Source organism: Halobellus sp. Atlit-38R, assembly GCF_003665925.1.
In the GTDB taxonomy this organism is placed as follows: Archaea; Halobacteriota; Halobacteria; order Halobacteriales; family Haloferacaceae; genus Haloquadratum; species Haloquadratum inordinatus.
Genome location: NZ_QXIJ01000005.1, coordinates 44,862 through 62,393 on the forward strand (window position 1 = coordinate 44,862; position 17,532 = coordinate 62,393).

Annotated in this window: 18 protein-coding genes; 7 read left to right on the top strand and 11 right to left on the bottom strand. The window is 60.9% G+C overall.

The window, feature by feature from the left end; translation table 11 throughout:
* Positions 1-225: 225 nt before the first annotated feature.
* The 3 genes from D3D02_RS08610 to D3D02_RS20615 form a co-directional block, all read right to left on the bottom strand.
* Complete coding sequence (locus tag D3D02_RS08610; RefSeq protein ID WP_121569576.1) at positions 226-1,020, bottom strand: IclR family transcriptional regulator; 795 nt, start codon at positions 1,018-1,020, stop codon at positions 226-228.
* Positions 1,021-1,795: 775 nt separating this feature from the next.
* A complete protein-coding gene (locus D3D02_RS08615) occupies positions 1,796-2,179 on the bottom strand; it encodes a hypothetical protein (protein ID WP_121569577.1) in 384 nt (127 codons plus the stop codon).
* Positions 2,169-2,321, bottom strand: coding sequence for a hypothetical protein (locus D3D02_RS20615; RefSeq protein ID WP_158599334.1), 153 nt, complete (start codon positions 2,319-2,321; stop codon positions 2,169-2,171). Before D3D02_RS20615 ends, D3D02_RS08615 begins: the two co-directional genes overlap by 11 nt.
* 322 nt (positions 2,322-2,643) lie before the next feature.
* Between D3D02_RS20615 and D3D02_RS08620 the strand changes: the two genes are divergently transcribed.
* Together D3D02_RS08620 and D3D02_RS08625 are read left to right on the top strand one after the other, a co-directional pair.
* Positions 2,644-2,922, top strand: a complete 279-nt coding sequence (locus tag D3D02_RS08620; RefSeq protein WP_121569782.1) for a HalOD1 output domain-containing protein — start codon at positions 2,644-2,646, stop codon at positions 2,920-2,922.
* Between the two features lie 439 nt (positions 2,923-3,361).
* Complete coding sequence (locus tag D3D02_RS08625) at positions 3,362-3,586, top strand: hypothetical protein (RefSeq protein WP_121569578.1); 225 nt, start codon at positions 3,362-3,364, stop codon at positions 3,584-3,586.
* 247 nt (positions 3,587-3,833) lie between these two features.
* Here the strand turns inward: D3D02_RS08625 and glmS are convergent, their stop codons facing one another.
* The 3 genes from glmS to D3D02_RS08640 all read right to left on the bottom strand — a co-directional run bounded on the left by glmS (position 3,834) and on the right by D3D02_RS08640 (position 7,979).
* A complete protein-coding gene (gene glmS / locus D3D02_RS08630; protein ID WP_121569579.1) occupies positions 3,834-5,693 on the bottom strand; it encodes a glutamine--fructose-6-phosphate transaminase (isomerizing) in 1,860 nt (619 codons plus the stop codon).
* A 258-nt stretch (positions 5,694-5,951) separates the two neighbouring features.
* Positions 5,952-6,512, bottom strand: coding sequence for a hypothetical protein (locus D3D02_RS08635; protein ID WP_147435590.1), 561 nt, complete (start codon positions 6,510-6,512; stop codon positions 5,952-5,954).
* A gap of 744 nt (positions 6,513-7,256) precedes the next feature.
* The gene (locus D3D02_RS08640; RefSeq protein ID WP_158599335.1) at positions 7,257-7,979 is read right to left on the bottom strand and encodes a metal-dependent hydrolase; all 723 of its coding nucleotides are present in this window, start codon (positions 7,977-7,979) and stop codon (positions 7,257-7,259) included.
* Between the two features lie 193 nt (positions 7,980-8,172).
* Here D3D02_RS08640 and D3D02_RS08645 point away from each other — a divergent pair, with 193 nt between their 5' ends.
* Both D3D02_RS08645 and D3D02_RS08650 read left to right on the top strand, forming a co-directional pair.
* Positions 8,173-8,715: a hypothetical protein gene (locus tag D3D02_RS08645; RefSeq protein ID WP_121569582.1), complete on the top strand. Its 543-nt coding sequence runs from the start codon at positions 8,173-8,175 to the stop codon at positions 8,713-8,715.
* 6 nt (positions 8,716-8,721) lie between these two features.
* Entirely contained in the window at positions 8,722-9,003 is a 282-nt protein-coding gene (locus D3D02_RS08650; protein WP_121569583.1) for a helix-turn-helix transcriptional regulator, read from the top strand.
* A gap of 119 nt (positions 9,004-9,122) precedes the next feature.
* Here the strand turns inward: D3D02_RS08650 and D3D02_RS21495 are convergent, their stop codons facing one another.
* From D3D02_RS21495 to aglF, 3 genes are all read right to left on the bottom strand, one after another.
* On the bottom strand, positions 9,123-9,257 hold the full coding sequence (locus D3D02_RS21495) for a hypothetical protein (protein WP_255410154.1): 135 nt from the start codon (positions 9,255-9,257) through the stop codon (positions 9,123-9,125).
* Between the two features lie 43 nt (positions 9,258-9,300).
* The gene (locus D3D02_RS08655; RefSeq protein WP_158547651.1) at positions 9,301-9,594 is read right to left on the bottom strand and encodes a HalOD1 output domain-containing protein; all 294 of its coding nucleotides are present in this window, start codon (positions 9,592-9,594) and stop codon (positions 9,301-9,303) included.
* A gap of 62 nt (positions 9,595-9,656) precedes the next feature.
* Positions 9,657-10,394: a UTP--glucose-1-phosphate uridylyltransferase AglF gene (aglF, locus tag D3D02_RS08660; protein WP_121569584.1), complete on the bottom strand. Its 738-nt coding sequence runs from the start codon at positions 10,392-10,394 to the stop codon at positions 9,657-9,659.
* Positions 10,395-10,621: 227 nt separating this feature from the next.
* On the opposite strand from aglF, the gene D3D02_RS08665 reads away from it, so the two are divergent.
* Positions 10,622-11,899: a nucleotide sugar dehydrogenase gene (locus D3D02_RS08665; RefSeq protein ID WP_121569585.1), complete on the top strand. Its 1,278-nt coding sequence runs from the start codon at positions 10,622-10,624 to the stop codon at positions 11,897-11,899.
* A 96-nt stretch (positions 11,900-11,995) separates the two neighbouring features.
* Here D3D02_RS08665 and D3D02_RS08670 read toward each other — a convergent pair whose 3' ends face one another.
* Complete coding sequence (locus D3D02_RS08670; protein ID WP_342764609.1) at positions 11,996-13,219, bottom strand: VCBS repeat-containing protein; 1,224 nt, start codon at positions 13,217-13,219, stop codon at positions 11,996-11,998.
* A gap of 141 nt (positions 13,220-13,360) precedes the next feature.
* Between D3D02_RS08670 and D3D02_RS08675 the strand changes: the two genes are divergently transcribed.
* Both D3D02_RS08675 and D3D02_RS08680 read left to right on the top strand, forming a co-directional pair.
* Positions 13,361-14,521, top strand: coding sequence for a glycosyltransferase (locus D3D02_RS08675; protein ID WP_121569587.1), 1,161 nt, complete (start codon positions 13,361-13,363; stop codon positions 14,519-14,521).
* A 281-nt stretch (positions 14,522-14,802) separates the two neighbouring features.
* Positions 14,803-15,963 (top strand): Gfo/Idh/MocA family protein, encoded by a 1,161-nt coding sequence (locus tag D3D02_RS08680; RefSeq protein ID WP_233560622.1) that lies wholly within the window; start codon positions 14,803-14,805, stop codon positions 15,961-15,963.
* A 33-nt stretch (positions 15,964-15,996) separates the two neighbouring features.
* Here D3D02_RS08680 and D3D02_RS08685 read toward each other — a convergent pair whose 3' ends face one another.
* Positions 15,997-17,496: a lipopolysaccharide biosynthesis protein gene (locus tag D3D02_RS08685; RefSeq protein ID WP_121569588.1), complete on the bottom strand. Its 1,500-nt coding sequence runs from the start codon at positions 17,494-17,496 to the stop codon at positions 15,997-15,999.
* Positions 17,497-17,532: the final 36 nt, after the last annotated feature.

The window sequence follows — 17,532 nt, forward strand, 5'->3', positions numbered from 1 at the left end:
CGATCCTTGCGGGGTCTCCGTCGATTTCGGTCCCTCCCGCCGACACCTGACAGTGTGAGTCAAATCGGCTTTCGGCCGCTCGATGCTCTCGACGCTGCATCGATTTCCGGATTGTGCACGTACAGCTACATACATACGATCGAAACGTGTGTGATCACATACCAAAAGCTTTCGGCCGAGCCGTTCCGGTCCGACTCTTCCCGATGAGTTTCCGTGCGCGGTATGTTAGGGGACCGTTTCCGCCAGTTCCGATTCGAGGGAGTCCACGACGGTCGCAAGTGCGCGGGGAATCTCCGTATCGAGTACCGAGCCGTCGATCCGATACGTCGGGCCCGACACGCTGAGTGCGCCCAAAACGGTGCCGTCTGCACCGGTGACTGCCTTCCCGACGCTTCTGAGCCCCTCGGCGTAGTACCGGTCCCCGATCGAGTAGCCGCGCTCTTGGATTCGGTCGAGTTCGGCGAATAGTTCGCGTCGGGAGGTGATCGTGTGCTCTGTGGGTGCCGACAAACCCCACTCGTCGATGATCGTCTCAACTCGCTCCCGCGGGTAGGAGGCGAGGATCGCGAGCCCTGATCCGGTCGCGTGCATCGGATAGTACGTGCCGATGTTCGCCCGGTAGCGTTTCGATCCGTCCCCGGCCCCGTATTTCGCCCACTTGTGGTAGGACTCCGAGATCGTTATGACGCGCCCGTGATCGTCGACGACGAAGTCACACTCCTCTTCGGTCCGATCTGCCAACTCCTCGACGGCTGCTTTGACCGGCGCGAACCACGACCACCGCTCGCGGGCGTACTCGCCGAGGTTCAGGAACTTGAATCCGATGTGATAGATCTCGCCGTCCTTGCGGAGATAGCCGGCGCGCTCTAATGTGGTCAGGTGTTTGTGTGCCGTACTCTTGGCAACGTCGTGTTCAGCGACGATGTCGGTCGTTCGCGCCCCGTCCAACTCCTGGATCGTCGAGAGGATATCTAACGACGTCTGCGTCGTCTGCACTGTTGGGTGGTCGCGCTGTGACATTGGTTACATTTCTCACGACGACCTCTTAATAGTTTGGCACAATCGAACGTTCTGTGTTCGCCAGTCGCGTTCCAGATCCGATCGAAATCGCCGTCTGTCGCGCTATCCGCCGCCATTGGCCTATAATGGAATATTATATGAGCATCTGTGCTAATATCGTCAATTTTTGAAAATATCTTGTATTTTTGTTCACTCTTCTTCTCCGAGGTGACGGCGTGCAAACCGCAGTCCTACGGCAACTTCGCGACCGGAGTTCGCTTATTCGATTCTTTTTTAATGAATATGCGGTCTGTATAACAGTCGTACGGTCGTTATTCTGCTTTGGCCAGACCGCTCGGGCGGTTTTCCCCATCTCGCAAAATGTATCAAATAAATATACTTATTGGCGTCAAATACAAAAACACAACAATTATAAAATCAATAAAATCACTGTCACTACCGGTATAATATCTCTGTATATACTGCAAAAATCTTGTGAGAGAAGTCGATTGTGACCTCAAAGTGCGCAAAACATTATTTGATCTAGCTATTTATAATATCTTTCCTCAAGATTTTTTATTACAAAATAAGTTTATTATTATATTAAATATATATTTTTATAGTAATTTCTTTTCTCACATAAGGCGTATCGAATAACTCGTACAGATAGTTGCCACTCGCCGAGTGTGAGACGACTATCGTAGCGTTTGCAACTGATCGCGCACCGATCGCACGCCGTCGTTCGATTGAGTGCGTGAAGACCTGCAACCGCTACAATAGTTTGATCGGTTCGAGATCACCAGTCGTCGGGGAGCTCGTCGCTGTATTCGTCGAGTCGCTCGATGAACGGTCTGACTCTCTCGAAGTTAGATCCCCGTGTGATCGACCCGGACGTCTCGTCCCACTCGATGATGTTTTGATCCGCTAATCGAGGAAGGTGATTGTGTCGTAACTCGACTTCCAGTCGCTCGATATCGACGTTGGCGTTCGCGCCGGTGTCTGCCGTCTCTCTCCTCGTCTGCTCGGCGATCTCACGAAGCGTCTCCGCTTCCAGGAGGTCCACTCTCTCGCCGGGACCACGTTCTAGGAGTTCCTTGAGGATGTGGCGCCGTTCGTCGCCCGCCAGCAGTCTGAGGGCTTCGGCGGTCGCGAACCCGCCCTCGTCGTCGTCAGGGTTCATCCTTGGTCCCACCGTGGACGGGTCCGAAGTTGTCTTCGGGCACCGTGCCTTTCGGTTCGAGTCGTCGGATGCCGTCGATTCGCTCCGAGAAACACGTTGTCGGGTACATATCCTCGCTACGTTCTTTTCGATTGAACGTCATTAGTAGGCGCAATCTACGCGCAACAAACTCTCTCCAAGCCGACTCATATGGTTGATTAACACCGCGTAGGTACCATTTACGACCGGATCGTTTGTTTTCACAGAGTTGCCGCAGTTGACGGAGACGGCTACTGTGGCTTTCCGATACGACACCGCGGATGTCACGCTGCGGCTTTCTCATATTTTGGTTTTGTGACTATCTCTTCGGCTCAAAACCGCAACTGCAAACAACGAGAACGACGAACTGCCGTGATGATGATCTACCTCGCCAACTCTTCCGGCCACTGCACGACTCACTACCGCCCCTCAGAGAGGTGGTCCCGATGACCGACGATCAGGAGCGGGCCGTCTACCAGCACGAGTGGAGCCACGTCTCGCCGTCTATCGCTGTCGTGGAATCTCTCAGTGATGCGATCCGCTGCGAACCGACAGATCTCCCCGCACTAGGGGACGCGGTCGACGCCGACGCCCTCGACCGACTCTTTTCGGGACCGGGAGCTGATCAGCCGGTCCGCATCTCGTTCACCTACGCCGGACATCCAGTGACTGTCAGCAGCGACGGCACCGTAACCGTCGATCGACTGACCGGCGACTCGGTGTAACCGGCTAATTGATAGAGATTATCGTACGTCCTCATATAGTAGCGTTTGCAACTGATTACACAGCCAATCGCACGACTGCGTGCGATTAGATGCGTGAAGACTTGCAAACGCTACTATAGATGTCTCGCCGGACAGTACGGCGAGAATCTCCGAACAGTTGCGATAATCCCTATGAGTGTACTGTCCGCTAGAGCGTGTAAAAATCGCCCGAGACCCGACGTCTGTGTGGGGGCCAGTGAAGGGGGGTGGGGGCAACCGTCGGGTGTCCGGGCACTTGGAGGAGGACCCGCCAACCCCTTCGTTATGATCCTGTTAGCACGGGTTTGTCGCTTACTACACCCCACGACGACATCGACGTGCATATTGGCCTGATATACTGTCCGGTCCCGAGTGATTATCTCCCATATAACCAAGATGATGTTAGGCAATCCCAGCCTGTATGTCAGAACGGACCACCTCGACGAACTCGAATCGGCGCTGTGAACGCTGCGGTGCGGCTGTCAGCAAACAGTTCGTACGCGTGTTCGGTTTCGATAACACCGTTCACGGGTGTCTGAACTGCCTCACGCGGACGCAGTTGGCCGTCGGCGAGGCGGCGCTGCGCGAGGAGAGCGACGAGACCGGCGCCACTCGGGTCAAGTGGCCTGCCCGCGGGTCGCCCTAACTTCCCGCTGCACACACGTCCGCTATTCGGCCCTCCAGCGCGACACGCCCGCAGGCCCTGACTCTGATCCTCTTACTTTCCAATTCCTGATCGACGTCGAGCGACAGCAACTGCATAGCGCTTGCGAGTCTTTACTCACCCGAACGCACGAAGCCGTGCGATCGGCTCTGTATTCTGTGCGCACGCTACTCTCGTATAGAAACAGCACGCGTTGGATGGATCCCACCCGACCGACAGATTCGGTCTGTTACTCTACGGTGACGCTCTTGGCCAGATTCCGTGGTTTGTCGATCGCCCGATCACGGATCTCGGCGGCGTGATAGGCGAGCAACTGGAGGTGCACGTTCGCCAGGACGCCGGCGAGGTTCGGATTCACGTCGGGGAACTCGAGGTAGTCGTCGACGGTCTGTCGCACCTCGGTCGCCGACGCGGGGCCGACTCCGATCACCGGCGCGCCACGGCTCTGGGCCTCCCGGATGTTGTGTAGCGTTCGCTCGTCGTTCCGGCCGGTGAACACGGCCACGACGACGGTAGCCGGCGTCACGAGCGCGAGCGGGCCGTGTTTCAGCTCGCCCGCCGCGAACCCCTCGGCGTGCTCGTAGGTGATCTCTTTGAACTTGAGTGCGCCTTCGAGCGCGACGGGGTAGCCGACACCGCGACCGATGAAGAAGTACGACTCCGCCTCCGCGTACTGGGTAGCCAACCGCGCTGCACTTCCGTCGCTGACGACGGCCTCGACTGCGTCCGGGAGCGTCCCGAGTTCGTCGAGTTGAGCTCCGTCAACACCGCCGTCAGCCGTCGCGTCGGCGGTATCCGGCCACACCTCGCGGCCCTCAGACTGGGCCGTCCGCCCGGTTTCGAGGTGGTCAGCGAGGAGTGCGAGTGCAGCGACCTGCGAGGAGAACGTCTTCGTCGCGGCGACGCCGATCTCCGGACCGGCCCGGATGAACAACGCGTCGTCGGCCTCGCGTGCAGCACTCGATCCGACGACGTTCGTGACTGCCAGCGTCCGCGCCGGCGACTCCTTCGCCGCACGCAACGACGCCAGCGTGTCCGCCGTTTCACCGCTCTGGGTCACGGCGACCACGAGGGTCCGATCTGTCACCGGCATCGGATCGTGGGCGAACTCGTTGGCGCGCAGCGCGGTCGCCTGGATCCCGCGCCGGCGAAGCAGCGTGCTCCCGTACATCGCAGCGTGATATGAGGTCCCGCAGGCAACGAAGACGACGTCGGATACGTCGTCGAGGTACTCCGGCGGGAACTCTTCGAGTACGCTCCGGCCGTCTTCGATCCGCCCGTCGACTGTCTGTCGGAGCGAGACCGGCTGCTCGTCGATCTCTTTTCGCATAAAGTGATTGTACACGCCCTTGCGAGCGTCGCCGGCACTCCACTCGACAGTCTCGACCGTTCGATCGACGGGCGTTCCGTCTTGGTCGGTGATCTGATAACCGTCGGCATCGAGCGCGACCACGTCGTCGTCTTCGAGGTAGATCACGCGGTCTGTGAATTCGAGGAACGCGGGAACGTCGCTGGCGAGGTAGTTCGCGTTCTCGCCGATGCCGAGAACGAGCGGGGACCCGTTGCGGGTCGCATAGATAGTGTTCTCGCCGTCTACGATCATCGCGATCGCGTAGCTTCCCGCCAGCCGCCCCGTCGCCTCGTGGAACGCCGCTTCCGGGTCAGCGCCGTCTTCGAGCGCCGCCGCGACGAGGTGGGGAATGACCTCCGTGTCGGTCTCGCTCGTGAACTCGTGTCCGGCATCGCGGAGTTCGCTTCGGAGGGCGTCGTGGTTTCGAATGATACCGTTGTGGACGACTGCGACGCGGTTCGTGTCGTCGGTGTGCGGGTGCGCGTTGGCATCGGACGGCGCACCGTGGGTACTCCAGCGCGTGTGACCGATGCCGACAGCGCCGCCGAGTCGACGATCCTCGAGGGCGGCTTCCAGGGCGTCAGTCTCGCCTTCGCGTTTGCACACGGAGATCCCGCCGCTCTCGTCTCGGACGGCGACACCTGCGGAGTCGTACCCCCGGTATTCCAGGTTCTGGAGGCCAGAAACGAGCTCGTCGATGGCGTCACCGAAGCCGGCGCGGGCGATGATCCCACACATCGCTACCGCCTCGCTCGATCGGGTATATCGACGCGGTACGATCGCGGCTCCTCGGATCTATTTCGTCGGGTCATAAGTGATCAGAGCCGTCCCGAGCGGGGCCGGAACGACCTGCCCTATCTCACACTCTTATGTGCTTTGTTATGATGACACAACCGTTGCAGAAACTGACTAACGGCTGGCAGTGCAGGGTTCGAGATACCCCCGTACGTCCCGTCTTCTGGCGTCAGAAGGCGCCTAACGTACTGCGACAGAGTGTCACTCGGACGAACTGGACCAGTGGTACGCTGCGAGTGCACCGATGAGCACCAGCGCCCCCATCGCGACGATCGGTTGCGGGCCGGCAAGGATGACCACAGTGGCGTAGGAAACGGCTGCCACTGCGGAGACGCCACCGTAGTAAATCGGCCAGCCGGACTTGGCGTCGACGTCTCGTTGCAGGTACTCGTGATATCTGTCCCCCATCTCGCCACGTTCAACCGTTCCGCGGTTCTTGTCGAACTCGATCGCGTCGGCGTCGTCCATCTTGGGGAGGTGGCACTGATACAGGCCGACGTAGACGCGTTTTCGTTCCTGGGCGTTGAGTGCCTGCGGCGGCTTGTCGTTCTCGATGCCCCCGATGTGTTCGGCGAGATCGCTGAGAGTCGTCGAGCCGTCGCGTTCCTCGAGTGCTTTCATCACGAGCCGTCGGCGACGATTTCGGAGGACGTCGAAGACGACGTCCAGCGATGGCTCGGGCGGCTGGGACTCCTCCGCGTCGGTGGTCTGCGACGATTCTGTGTCGGAACTCGATTGCTCTTTGTGGTCTTGTTTGGACACGCTCATGGTTTGTTCGGTAGTGGCGACGGATGCCCAGAGAGCGCATCGCACTCTGTGGCGCTGTCAGATCTGGTATCTTCGGATGTTGTCTCGTTCAAGCTCGGCGTAACTGCCTCGCTGCGATACGGGCTGTCTCTATTCGGGCCAGCGTCCCTCGGCGGGCCACCCCAGATTCGGGAACTGCACTGCGTCACGACTGGCGTTCCTCGCGCTAGTAGCTCATCACCGCACGAGCGCGCCCCGTCTCCCCTGGTAAATCCTTGCATAGCCTCGGTATGTCTTATTTGTGACCGGATGCCGTGGGCGGTAGGCCCCGGCTCATTCGGCCACAATCAGTTGCTGTTTGTCGTATGACAGGCTCATAATTTAGAAGGAGGATATTAAAACCATACGACGCTTTTGGCGAATAATCCTGTATTATGACGTTCCTAAGACTGCTATATGGTTTTATAAACTGTCCTCAGTGCGGCAATTAGGGCATTCTGCGGAACTGATCGGTATGACCCGCGTTGTTCGAGTCGGCGAACGATCCCGTCGATCGCGCACGTCCGATGATACGTACTTGCCTACCGGCCACGCGGCCCCACCGTAGCCGTGACCCTGGATCGGTGCTGCGTTACCTCTCTCATATCGAGATACGTCCGGACAAAAACTCTCTGCGCTGTCGAAACCGGCCGTTAGTCAGGCGCGGTTGCGGACGCCACCGGTTTCAACGCAGCCCCGAGCGGATCGACGGCGTCCAAATCAGTGTGACGTCAGTGCACCGAACACTTCGCGGACGCCAGGTGCCCCGTCGAGGAGCCAGACGACGAAACACCCTGTGAGGGTGGTGAATCCGATGAGCGTCGCCGTTTCGGGGGTTCCGGCGAGAATCTCGCCGACGTAGCCGCTGAGATACTCCTGGAACGTCGTGATGAATCCGCCTTCCGGGGTCTCCCCCACCGGGTCAGCGATGCGAACCGGCCAGAGGACGTTCTCGATGGGAATTCGTCCCTGGTTCAGGTACCCGAGGAGGAGATCTCCCGGTAGGTGACACAGATAGCCGATCGCGAACGCCGCCCCGAGATGGCCGCGGTCGTAGACGTGGGCCACGTAGACGGCGCCAATCGACAACGGAACCGCGAAGAGAACCGAGTGGGCAGCGCCGTAGCCGGTGCTCACGATGCCGAGCTCCCAACTGAGCGGCTTGTCGACGACGTCGGGAAACTGCGACGCGAGCGCGACGACGATCGCTTCGCGTCCCGTCGGTGAACGGCCGCGGAGGACGTGAACCACGATCGAGTAGACGAGATAGCCGACGGCGGCGTGTTCCCACGGCCACATCGTTACGTCTGCTCCCGTCGGTCCCTGACCTTCCAGTTCCGGTTCCGCTGCCCGCTGCTCTGGTCGTTCTTCGCACAGTGCCGAGAGTCCTCCTCCGAACAGGATTCGACTCGTCGTCGATGTGTCGGTTCGACTCGTCGCCACGGATTCGGCCGCCAGCGCGGACGACCGACCAGTTGGTGGCACCCCTGTTGCATTCGGTGAAGGTGGCCCACACACGAGCAAAGTAATGTCCAGACTACGAGGGGTAGGATCATCCAACCGTCGCATAACATACACCTAACAAAGCAGATACCTCTGGAAAGAAATACCACCTCCCCGTCGTCGCGAGATTCTGATGTCACCCAACGAACCCCATACGCTGTCGCAGGACACCGCGTTCGACCTGCTGAGCAACGCCCGCCGGCGGTTCGTGCTTCGCCGGCTCCAGAGCGATCGCGAGGGAATCGAGCTGAGCGACCTCGCCGAGGAACTCGCCGCCGAGGAGAACGAGATCCGACCCGACGAGTTGTCCGCACAGCAGCGAAAGCGAACCTACGTTTCATTGTACCAGACACATATCCCGAAACTCTCGGAGGCCGGTGTCGTAGAGTACGACTCGGAAACGGGCATCGTCTCGCCCACACGGCACGTCGACGAACTTGCACAGTACTTCGAGGAAGAAAGCGAACCATTCCCGTGGCAACTCGTGTACGCGGGCGTCGCTTTGGTTGGACTTCTCGTATACGTTTTCTCGATTGCCGTCGACATACCCTTCCTGTCGCCACAGTACGTCGGCATTGCTATCTTGATCGGTCTCGTGGTCGTCAGCGGAGTCCACTACGTGTACAACGAGCGAGCGATGACCAACGGCGCGCGCATCCCGGTCGAATATGAATGAGCAACGATGACAGACACGTGGGACCACATCGGATTCGTGATCAGTTCACAGTACCGCGTCGCGGTGCTGTCCCGGCTCGCCGAGGGGCCAGCGACGCCTTCACAGATCGCCGACGACGAGGACATCGGTATCGCTTCGGTCTCCCATGCGCTGACGAGTCTCCGTGAGCGCGGTTTCGTCGATCTGTTAGTCTCCGAAGAGCGCCGCAAAGGGCGCGTGTACGGTATTACCGACGACGGCCAGGCACTCTGGGACGAGATCGAAGAGCAAGGGCTGCTCGACGAGTAGCCAACGCGTGCGGACCGAGGGCTTCGACGCGCGTGGTGAGAAATATTCTCAGTCGAGCCGAGGAATGCCCTCGTTACTCGCTTGTCGCGTTCGTGTCGTGACCGTGACCCGATGGCTCACTACTCTTGTTGTTCGCCGTCTTCGTCCGATTCAGCCTCTTCCGGGAGCAGCATCGTCGGATCACGAGCGTAGCCCGACGACTGTGCGAATCGAGCCATTCGGTCCATCTCCTCTTCAGTAAACCAGTCTGACATTCGTAACTACGTTGCAAGAAGATGGTAATAAATATACCGCTGGTTACAGGTCTGCGACTTCGATCTCCCCGCGCCCTCGGACAGTAACCTGATACTCACCTAACTCGAACGACACGCTAACCCCGTCGCCGCCTGATTGGATTAATCGTGTAAGAGCGTCGGGGTCGATTGCCTCGTACAATCGCGGTTCGAACTGTTGTGCCTCTACACCTGCGATCGCCGAAACCGCCTCGACGACGTCGACGACGATGGTTTCCCGTCCTGGATCGAAATCGAACGTCGTACCGCTACTCGCCGTCGCAGAGTCAGAAATACCGTCTGGTTGTGCTCGTTTCATCCAATCGTCATCGATGCTTGCGTGACCTAGTTTATATATTTCCCGTTATTCCGCGATTCGTGTCACACGTGTGACGCAGCTTCCTCCTCCGCGTTTCGTAGCCGCCGTTCGGCTTCAGCCCGATCTTCGGGGTAGCCCACGTCGATCCGCCATCCTTCGAGTTCGACCGCGTCGATCGTCCGTCCGGACTGTATGAGCAAGTCGATCGCGTCCGAGAGTTCGTACTCGCCGCGATCGGAGGGCTGGACGAGTCGCGTCGCGTGGAAGATCGCCGGCGAGAAGGTATAGAACCCTGTCATTACCAGGTTCGTCGGCGGATCGTCCGGTTTCTCGACGACCTCGACGATCTTTCCGTAGTCGTTCGTGTTGCAGACGCCGTAGCGGGATGCCTCCTCTTGGGGCACTTCTTCGACGAGGAAGGCGGCGTCGACGCGGCTCTCGCGCTGCCGGCGGACCACGTCTTCGAGGTTGGCTCGAAAGACGTTGTCACCGAGCATCAGCATAAAGTCGTCCGTGATCTGGTCTTCGACCGTATTGAGCGCGTGTGCGAGTCCGAGTTGTTGTTCTTGGTGTGCGTACTGGATCGGCACGTCGGCGAACTCCTCGCCGTAGTACTCGACGATGTCCTCGGCGCGATAGCCGACCACGACGAGCAGTTCCTTTGCGCCCAGGTCGGTCAGCTGTTCGAAACAGTGGGTCAGAATCGGTTTCCCGTCGACTTCGACGAGTCCTTTCGGTTTGTTCTCCGTCAGTGGACGGAGGCGGGTCCCCCTTCCGGCAGCGAGCACGACTGCTTGCATACCTGATTCGGGGCTCTGACGTCCTTTTGTTATGCTCCGGTTTCGGTTCGGGTGGCCCCGGCAACGCTCTGGACGTCGCGTGCGGCACGTCCCACGGCCGCCGTGTGGGGAGCGCGCACCCGCCTGAGCGGGAGCAGTGACTGCCTTCCACGTTCTGCGGGCGCTCTGTCCTGTGTTCGACCTGCAAGTTCTGCATAACAAAGCCCGTATCCGCACAGGTGGGGAGTATGAATCTCTGTGTACACGGTCTCGGCTACGTCGGTTTGGCGACGGCTTCTCTCTTTGCGAACAACGGACACGACGTGACTGGCTACGACGTCGACGACGGCGTCATCGAGGCGATTCGAACCGGCGAGCCGTCGATATCGGACCCCGAGTTCGAGACGTACGTGCTGGACGCCCTCTCGTCCGGCCTGACGGCCAGCGACCGGCCGGTCTCTGCGGACGTTCACTTCATTTGTGTGCCGACCCCCTACGACTACGAGGCGGGCCGGGCGAATCTGACGTACGTCGAGCAGGCCAGCGCAGCGATCGCGGACGTGCTCGAACCCGACGACGTCGTCGTACTCGAATCGACCGTCCCGCCGGGGACGACCCAGAAGACGCTGGCCCCGATCCTCTCTGACTCGGATCTCTCTCCCGGGGTCGACTTCGAACTCGGGTACACGCCGGAGACTGTGATGCCGGGGAACACGGTGACGGAGATTCGGACGAACGACCGTATCGTCGGCGGCGTCGGCGACGACTCGACCGCCACCATCGCTGCACTGTACGAGGACGTCATCGACGGTGCGGTCCACACCGCACCGGACGCCACGACCGCGGAGTTCGTCAAACTCGTGCAGAACGCCCACCGGGACGTGAACATCGCCTACGCCAATATGCTCGCGCTCGTCGCCGCGGACTACGGCGTCGACGTGCGGACCGCGATCGACCTCTCGAACAACCACCCCCGCGTCGACATCCTCGACCCCGGCCCCGGCGTCGGCGGGCACTGTCTCCCGGTCGATCCGCTCTTCCTCGGGCAGGACTCCGAGGAGACGACGCTCATCGACTGCGCCCGACGCGTCAACGACCGGATGCCCGACTACGTCATCACTCGTCTGGAAGACGCACTCGGCACCGTACGGGGAGCGACGATCGCCGTCCTGGGCGTGACGTACAAGGGGAACGTCAGTGACACGCGAAACAGCCCGGGGCTGGCCATCGCTCGCCGACTCGCCGGCCACACGCGCTCGGAACGGCCTCTCCCGGACGGCGGCGACAACCTCGACGTACGCCTCCACGACCCGGTCGCGACGGACCCGACGCTCGCGCTGCAGTCACAGGCGGAGGCACTCGACGGCGCTGACGCCGCGGTGATCGCAGCATCACACGACCAGTTCACCGATCTAGATCCCGAACGAGTCGGGGAGCTCCTCGAAAAACGGCTCGTCGTCGACCCGCTCGCTCTGCTGGACGCCGATCGGTGGGTCGACGCCGGGTTCGAGGTCGTCGGGCTCTAGCGCGCGGATTCGATCTCGTATTGTCGGACAAACGATGTGCAACGCATCGGCACCCCGTGGATGCCAACATCATTCACGAACTGTCGCCCGACAGTATCAGTCCGTCGCCGACTGCCGAGACGTCGAATCTGCTCGCTCTGTCTCCTCGACGTCCGCTTCGACCGGATTCAGCCACGCGTCGACCCGAGCGTTCGGTTCGTAGGACTTCCCGACGACGTCCACCCGTCCGTCTCCGTCGAGGTCGACGGCCTTCGCCTCGTGGGTCGGAATCCCCTGGGAAACAGTCTGGCTCTCGAACTTCCCGTCGCCGACGTGGCTGAACACGTAATGCGTCGGCAAGTCGTTCTCGCCGAGGCCCATCTCGCCGACGAAAATATCCTGGGTGCCGTCGCCGGTAAAGTCCGCGAGCTGAAGACTGTGCGGGCAGTAGAGCCCCTCGGCGACGACGTGCTCCTCCCAGGTGTGTGGGTCGAACCACCCCACACGCCCGGGGTGCGTCCCGTACTTCGGCGAGTCGCCCTCGCTGAGGACGACCTCCGGACGCCCGTCGCCGTCGACGTCGCCGACGGCGACGCGCACGTCGTCCCAGCCGGCGGCGAACTGTTCGCGCGTCCAGCGTCCGTCTTCTAGCCGATAGAGCGAGGTTCCAGCGAGGAGTTCGTTCGCGCCGTCACCGTCGACGTCGCCGATGTAGATCCCTTCGACCGCGTTGTCGTCGTCGACGACCGTACAGTGGTCGTCCGGCCACGGCTCGACCGTCGGATCGTCCGGGATGTCGTAGTAGAACACCGACGCGGATCTCTGTGAGAGCCCGACGAGTTCGGGCGCTCCGTCGTTGTCCACGTCGCCGACGGCGAGATCGTGGTACTTCTGGAAGCGGTCCGTGACGAGGCGTTTCGTCCACTCGTCTCGGGGATCGGCGGGCTGTTGAAACCAGTAGACGTCGTTGTGTGCGTACCCCTGACCCGCAAGGAGGTCCGTCCGACCGTCGCCGTCGATGTCGTAGAGCGTCGCCCCCACATCGAGATGGAGATTCGACTCCGAGGTGATGTCGTGGCGCTCCCATCCTGGGTTCTCGTACCAGAACGCGTACGTCTCTGTGCGCGCGTACAACTCACCGAGTACCGGCAGTTTCCGGACGTTGATCTCTTTGTCAGCGATAGATATGGTCGGAACCGCGCCCATTCCGGTCACGACCACGTCCGGACGACCGTTTCCTGTGAGATCTGTTACTTCACACGACCCCAGGCGGCCGCACGGCGGGTCGGCGTCGATCGTCTGATGGTGGAAGCCCATACCAGAGACGCCCTTCGAAAGCACTTCGTTATATCCGCGATACTATCTGTGAACGGTGACGAGGGGGACTGAGCTGTGCCCGTCCCGTCGCTGTCGACAGTAAGCGGATAACTACTTTACCCGACGGCCCACGTTGTCCGTCATAGGAGTCTATGAAAGGCTAGTATGGCCAAACGTGAACCCCCTGGGGGGCCGACCGCCGCGTCGGCCGCCCGTTCGAGTGCTGACACAGCTGCGCTCGCAGACGAGAATGGTTCCGAGTTGTCGGTGCTGATGTACCCCGATTCGACCGATTCGAACCCATATCAGCGAGAGTTACGTGACGGCCTCCAGTCTCACGGCGTCGCCGTGGAAATGTCGGGCTACGGACAATACGTCTCGCTTCTCCCTGCGGTACGCGAACACGGACGCCCTGACGTCGTTCATCTTCACTGGCTGAGCAAGTCGTTCGTGACGGAGCAGTCCTGGCTCACTGCGCTGTTGGGCGTTCGGCTCCTCGTCGAACTCCTCGTGCTCCGGCTGTCGGGCGTCCGGGTAGTGTGGACAGTTCACAACCTGGGCGAACACGCCCGACGCTCGCCCCGCGTCGAACTACTCACGAAACGACTTGCCACTCGGCTCATCGATGGAATTATCGTCCACTGTGACGGCGCCCGCGGGACAGTGATGGAATTGTTCGACCTCTCGGCCGACGACCGGCCGGACGTCCGGGCGGTCCCACACGGCAATTACCTCGACAGTTACCCGAACGAGATAGACCGCGCGGACGCGCGAGCAGATCTCGGCTATGGACCCGAGGATACGGTCTTCCTGTACTTCGGCCTCATCCGGCCGTACAAGAACGTCCCGGAACTCGTCGACACGTTCCGCGAACTCGACGCCCCGGACGCCCGGCTGTTAGTGGTCGGCAATCCCTGGAGTGACGAGCTGGCTGCCACGGTCCGCGACCGCGTCGCGGCCGACGACCGGGCACGTGCGGTTCTGGAATTCGTCCCCGACGACGAGATCCAGCGGTATATGAACGCGGCGGACGCCGTGGTTCTCCCCTACGAAGAGGTGCTCACCTCCGGGGCGGCCATCCTCGCGATGTCGTTCGGAAACCCGGTCGTCGCACCGAACCGCGGTTGCGTCGGCGAGCGACTCGACCCGCGGTGGAACGTCCGCTACGATCCCGACGAAACTGATGGGCTGCGGGCGGCGCTCGCTGACGCTCTGGATGCCGATCTCCGAACGATGGGCGAGGGGAATTACGAGGCGAGCACGCGGCTCGATTGGTCCGATCTGTCGTTGCGTACCCGGCGGCTCTACAGTAGCATTTGCAACTGATAGGGATTATCGTACGTCCGCATAGATGTCTCGCCGGACAGTACGGCGAGAATCTCCGAACAGTTACGATAATCCCTATGAGTGCACACTCGATCGTACGACGGCGTGTGATCGGGTGCGTGATGACTTGCAAATCTACTGTACAAGTCGACGATGGACCATCAGGTGTCGCGGTAACCGGTGGGCCAGATCCGGTCCTCGTACTCGAACGACCGTAGGCGACTCATAACGCACGGTACGGAGAGTATAGTATTGACGCGGCCAGCGAAATCCCATCTCGTATGGTACTCAACGCCGCCGTCATCGGGACCGGCGAGGACCCCGAACAGCGGGATCGGACCGGGTACGCGATGGCGTATCGACACGCGCCTGGATACGAGCGACGCGACGACGTCGACCTCGTGGCCTGTGCGGACATCGTCCCAGAAAATGCCCTGGCGTTCGCCAATCGATTCGACGTTCCGAAAGCCAACGTCTACGAGGACTACGAGACGATGCTGGAAGAACTCGACATCGACGTCGTGAGCGTCTGTACGCCCCCCTCAGTACATGCCGACATCGTCGTCGGCTGCGCCGAGAGCGGGACGCCGGACGCCGTCCACTGTGAGAAGCCGATGGCGACGACCTGGGGCGACTGCCAGCGGATGGTCGAGGCCTGTGACCGAAACGACGTTCAGTTCACGATCAATCACCAGCGTCGGTTCGGGGGGCCGTTCCTGAAAGCGAAGGCACTGCTCGACCGCAGTGAGATCGGCGACCTCGAACGGTTGGAGTGGGGCGAAGCGAACCTCCTCGACGCCGGCGTTCACCTGTTCGACCTCTGTGGTTTCTACACCGACGGGACGCCCGTGAAGTGGGTCCTAGCCAACGTCGATTACCGCGAGGAGAACCTGTGGTTCGGGACGCACAACGAGAACCAGGGGCTCGCGCAGTGGCAGTACGAGGACGGCGTCACCGGACTCGCTATCACGGGCGAAGCCGACGGGCTCGGTGCCGACGTCGTCGGGTGCTACCTCCGTCTCGTGGGGAGTGACGGCGTCATCGAACTCGGCGTCGAAGACGGGCCCGACTTGCGGTACCGGACCGGCGACTCGGCGTGGAAAACCGTCGACACCTCCGAGACGATCTACGGGCCCAAGACCGGGCTTGCGAGGGCTGGCGTGCAGAAACTCTTCGAGCGGGTACCGGTCGTCGACGAGAGTCGACTCGACAAACCCAGCTTTCACGAGCGCTCGATCGACGAGGTGATCGAGTCGCTTCTCGAAGGTAGGGAGCCGTCGATCCGAGGTGCCGTCTCGCTCAGAGCGACGGAACTGGCCTTCGCGTCGTGGGAGTCGGCCCGTCGACAGGGACGCGTCGATCTCCCGCTGGACATCGACGACAATCCGCTCGAAGCGATGGTCGAAGCGGGCGTGTACGACGTTGGGGTCGAGGCCGAGTAGTCGTTTTTCCTGTTCCGATCGCCCACGGCGCACTCAGAGCGTCGACATCAGTTCTCGCACGTTCTTATCGATGTCCCAGCCGAACTGCTGGGTGAAGATGAGCGTCACGACTCCGTAGATTACCGCGCCGAGACCGACGAGCACGACGAACTCGGCGATCGGCGGTATCTCGAGCACGAGATTCACGTACCAGACGATCGCACCCATTATCGCGCTGGCGGCCAGCGGGTAGACCAACTCCGAGAGGAGCGCGGAGTAGCTCGTTCCAACCGACCGGGTGATGATGTAGAGGTCGATCGGCATCATCGGGAAGACGAAGATGCCGGTGGTGAGAAGCGCCGTTCCGGTGATCCCCAGCGTCGACGTCGCCGGATAAATGAGAAGGGCGAGCAACGCGACGCGGAGCACCGAGAGTTTCGTGATGTAGTCGGGGCGCCCGATCGCCTTCCAGAAGGCGCCGAACACCTTCCCAAGCGAGCGAAACAGGCCGAACAGCGTGAGTATCTGCATCGCCGTTATCATACCCGTCCAGTCGCTGCCGAGGAAGCCCCGAACGAAGGTCGGAGTGACGACCGCGATCCCGATCGCCATCGGGAACGTCACGAGCGAGACCAGTTGCACCGTCTTGAGGAAACTGCTCCGCAAGCGTTCGGGATTGTCCTGATACTCCGAGAAAGCCGGAAACATCACCGAGGAGACGACCTGCGAGATCTCTGTGGCGGGTGCGTTCGAGAATCGGTAGGCGTACTGGTACCACCCGAGCGCGACGGGGCCGAGCAGCCAGCCGACGAACGCGTCGTCGCCCTCACTGTAGATGAAGTACAGAATCGACGATCCAGTTATCCACTTCCCGTAGTTGATGAGTTCGCCGGCGACCTCGCGGTCGAACTGCGGTCGCGGTCGGTAGTCGTGGATCACATACGAGACGACGAGTCGAATGACGTCTGCGGTCAGAAACCCCGCGACGTAGGCCCACGCGGTCGGCCAGACGAGTGCGTACCCGACGGCGACGATAAATGATCCGATCGAGCCGGAGATTCGGTAGACGAACTGCTTGTGAAACTCCAGGTTCTTCTGGAAGTAGACGACGCCCGGGTTCCGCAGTCCCAGAATGAGTGGCGAGAACCCGATCGCCTGTAGTAAGGGCTCTGCACGCGGCGTATCGAATAGCGACGCGATCAGCGGCGCGCTGGCGAACAGCACGACCGTGATGAGGGCGCCGCGTCCGATCTCGAGCAGCCAGTTCGTGTTGAGGTAGCCGTCGACGTTCGACTCCTTCCGCTGGACGATCGCCGCGTTCAGACCGATGTTCGTGAACTTCCGTGACGCGCTCAACGCCAACAGTGCGATTCCAACCAACCCGATCTCGCGGGGCCCGATCAGCCGGGCCAACACGAGTAACATTGCGAGCTGGATGAGGCGGCCGATCACGTTCTGGCCGGTCACCCAGATGACGCTCTTGACGATGCGCTCTGTCGTTCCGCCTGTCGGAGTTAACCGCTGAACCGCTCGTTTGAGTCTATCTAGATCCATCGTGCGCTATCGAGAGTGCGCCCAGTGTACGAAAAC

Bases quoted from the DNA above. Each gene is read 5' to 3' on its own strand.
- D3D02_RS08665 (WP_121569585.1), top strand. From the start codon at position 10,622: ATGAATCTCTGTGTACACGGTCTCGGCTACGTCGGTTTGGCGACGGCT.
- D3D02_RS08615 (WP_121569577.1), bottom strand. From the start codon at position 2,179: ATGAACCCTGACGACGACGAGGGCGGGTTCGCGACCGCCGAAGCCCTC.
- aglF (WP_121569584.1), bottom strand. From the start codon at position 10,394: ATGCAAGCAGTCGTGCTCGCTGCCGGAAGGGGGACCCGCCTCCGTCCA.
- D3D02_RS20615 (WP_158599334.1), bottom strand. From the start codon at position 2,321: ATGACGTTCAATCGAAAAGAACGTAGCGAGGATATGTACCCGACAACG.
- D3D02_RS08625 (WP_121569578.1), top strand. From the start codon at position 3,362: ATGTCAGAACGGACCACCTCGACGAACTCGAATCGGCGCTGTGAACGC.
- D3D02_RS08610 (WP_121569576.1), bottom strand. From the start codon at position 1,020: ATGTCACAGCGCGACCACCCAACAGTGCAGACGACGCAGACGTCGTTA.
- D3D02_RS08620 (WP_121569782.1), top strand. From the start codon at position 2,644: ATGACCGACGATCAGGAGCGGGCCGTCTACCAGCACGAGTGGAGCCAC.
- D3D02_RS08655 (WP_158547651.1), bottom strand. From the start codon at position 9,594: ATGAAACGAGCACAACCAGACGGTATTTCTGACTCTGCGACGGCGAGT.
- D3D02_RS08685 (WP_121569588.1), bottom strand. From the start codon at position 17,496: ATGGATCTAGATAGACTCAAACGAGCGGTTCAGCGGTTAACTCCGACA.
- D3D02_RS08645 (WP_121569582.1), top strand. From the start codon at position 8,173: ATGTCACCCAACGAACCCCATACGCTGTCGCAGGACACCGCGTTCGAC.
- D3D02_RS08680 (WP_233560622.1), top strand. From the start codon at position 14,803: ATGGTACTCAACGCCGCCGTCATCGGGACCGGCGAGGACCCCGAACAG.
- D3D02_RS21495 (WP_255410154.1), bottom strand. From the start codon at position 9,257: ATGTCAGACTGGTTTACTGAAGAGGAGATGGACCGAATGGCTCGATTC.
- D3D02_RS08650 (WP_121569583.1), top strand. From the start codon at position 8,722: ATGACAGACACGTGGGACCACATCGGATTCGTGATCAGTTCACAGTAC.
- D3D02_RS08675 (WP_121569587.1), top strand. From the start codon at position 13,361: ATGGCCAAACGTGAACCCCCTGGGGGGCCGACCGCCGCGTCGGCCGCC.
- glmS (WP_121569579.1), bottom strand. From the start codon at position 5,693: ATGTGTGGGATCATCGCCCGCGCCGGCTTCGGTGACGCCATCGACGAG.